This is a genomic window from Streptomyces sp. PA03-6a (assembly GCF_033792765.1).
Classification (GTDB): Bacteria; Actinomycetota; Actinomycetes; order Streptomycetales; family Streptomycetaceae; genus Actinacidiphila.
The window spans coordinates 1-2404 of the sequence record NZ_JARAVK010000507.1 but is presented as its reverse complement, the minus strand read 5'-3'; the positions used below and the strand labels follow the sequence as shown (position 1 = coordinate 2404).

General features: G+C 71.3%; 2 protein-coding genes. One reads left to right on the top strand and one right to left on the bottom strand.

Annotated features, from left to right (window positions below; genetic code table 11):
- On the bottom strand, positions 1-890 hold an 890-nt coding region (locus tag PV350_RS46130), incomplete at its 3' end, for an RDD family protein (RefSeq protein ID WP_500339252.1).
- 95 nt (positions 891-985) lie between these two features.
- Between PV350_RS46130 and PV350_RS46125 the strand changes: the two genes are divergently transcribed.
- Positions 986-1993: a stage II sporulation protein M gene (locus PV350_RS46125; protein WP_500339251.1), complete on the top strand. Its 1008-nt coding sequence runs from the start codon at positions 986-988 to the stop codon at positions 1991-1993.
- Positions 1994-2404: the final 411 nt, after the last annotated feature.

The window sequence follows — 2404 nt, the reverse complement described above, 5'->3', positions numbered from 1 at the left end:
ACCCAGCCCGCCGCAGGCGGCACCGGCGCCCGGCCCTTCCCCGGCTCCGCGACCCAAGAGCCCCCCGGCTCGACGACCCCGTCGACCGGAGCACCGACCGGAGCGCCGTCCGGAATGCCGAAGACCCGGCGCGCGTCCCGCGCCTGCCGCTCCGCCACCACCGCCGCCAGGAACCCCGCCGGCGGCGTCCCCTCCGGCACCGTGGCCCCCGTGCACGCCACGACGTCCCCCGCGAGCCGTTCCGCCATCGACCAGCCCACCTGCGGATCCAGCTGATGCATCCGCGACAGGTACTGCCGCACCGCCAGCCACAGCCCCTCAGGCACCGCCGACAGGTCCACCCCCGCCAACTGCCCCGCCAGCCACGGCGGCGCGGGTGGCATCGGCCGCGGTGACCGCGTCACCGGGATCCGTTCCCGCACCACCAGCGTCCCCGCGAAGACGTCTCCGATCCGCCGACCGCGCGCCGACACCAGCGAGGCGATGCAGGCGATCACCCCGAGGAACATCTGGATCTCGACCACCCCGACCGCCCCGCGCACCAGCGCGTGCCGGAACCGGATCGGCCCGCCGTCGTCCCGCACCACCCGCAACCCGCAGGCCAGCTTCCCCAGCGACCGCCCCCGGGTCAGCGTCTCCACCGCGATCGGCACCCCGAACAGCACCAGCACCAGCGAGGTCACGTACACCGCCGCCACCGCCGCCCCGTCCATCGACGCCGTCGCCACCACCAGCACGATCGACACGACCAGATAACCGCCGATGTACACGACGCCGTCCAGCGCCGCCGCCAGCGCCCGGCTCGGCAGCTTCGCCGGGTGCAACCCCAGTTCGACCGCCTCACCCGTCACCAGCCGGCCGGCACCGCCCGCCGCGCTCGCCTCACCCATGCGGGAACCCTCCTCCTGCCCACCCCGGACCCGGAGCGACCAGTGTGCCCCGTCTGCCAAGCTGGGACCTCCCCGGCCAGCCAGGAGCAGCGCCCATGGACCTCGACGTCTTCGCAGCCGCCCACCGCCACGAGTGGGACCGGCTCGACACGCTGCTGCGCCGGCGTCGGCGCCTGTCCGGGGAGGAAGCCGACGAACTCGTCACCCTCTACCAACGCGCCGCCACCCATCTCTCCCTCGTCCAGTCCAGCGCCCCCGACCCCGCACTCGTCGGACGGCTCACCACCCTGGTCGCACGCGCCCGCAGCGCCGTCACCGGCGCCCGCACCCCCGGCTGGCGCGACGCGGTACTCTTCTTCACCCGCGCCTTCCCCGCCGCGATGTACCGCTCGCGTCACTGGTGGGTCCCCACCGCGCTCGTCTCCACCGCGGTCGCCGCACTCATCGGCTGGTGGGTCGCCACCCACCCCGAGGTCCAGTCCGCCATCGCAGCCCCCGACGAGTTGCGCGCCCTGACCCGCCCCGGCGGCGAGTACGAGGCGTACTACTCCAGCCACCCCGCCGCCTCCTTCGCGGCCCAGGTCTGGACGAACAACGCCATGGCCGCCGGCTACTGCCTGGTCCTCGGCGTCTTCCTGGGGCTCCCCGTCCTCTACGTACTGTTCGAGAACATGCTCAACCTGGGTCTCGGGCTCGGCCTGATGGGCTCCGCGGGCCGCCTCGACACCTTCCTCGGGCTGCTTCTTCCGCACGGCCTCCTCGAACTGACCGCCGTCTTCGTCGCTGCCGGCACGGGACTGCGCCTCGGCTGGACCGTCATCGACCCCGGCCCGCGCCCCCGCCGTACGGCCCTCGCCGAAGAAGGCCGGGCCGCCATCGGCATGGCCATCGGCCTCGCCGCGGTCCTCTTCGTCTCCGGCGCCCTCGAAGCCTTCGTCACCCCCTCCGGTCTGCCCACCTGGGCCCGCATCGGCATCGGCGTCACCGCCGAGCTCCTCTTCCTCGTCTACGTCTTCGTCATCGGGCGCCGTGCGGCCCTCGCCGGCGAGACGGGCGACCTGGACCGGGGGGACCGCAGCGAGGTCCTGCCCACCGCGGCGTGACCCGGACGGCCGACGCCGACGATGTGCATCCGACGCTGCTGACCTGCTAGTCTCCTCTTCGCCCCAAGACGCCTGTTGACACGGGTGGCACGGGGAGGTAGATTTGAGCAGTTGCCTCGAACTGGACATGTTTGAGGGCCAGCGGCTAGAATCTAGCCCGCTTCGAAAGACTATCGATCGCATCGCACCTCTCAGAAAGAACTTTCTGAGTGGTCTTTTGTGTCGCTATTCATAGAGGCAAAACCCCGACGGTAATCGGACGCGAAAGAGTCTGATAAAGTCGGAGACGTCGAAAGGCGAAAGCCGGAAGACAAACCCCGCTCCAATAGGGGGCCGGAAACGAAGAGCGGAAACGCGAAACGGATCTGGTAAGGTTGGAGACAACGAAGGGAAAGCCCGGAGGGGCCGGTG

Bases quoted from the DNA above. Each gene is read 5' to 3' on its own strand.
- PV350_RS46125 (WP_500339251.1), top strand. From the start codon at position 986: ATGGACCTCGACGTCTTCGCAGCCGCCCACCGCCACGAGTGGGACCGG.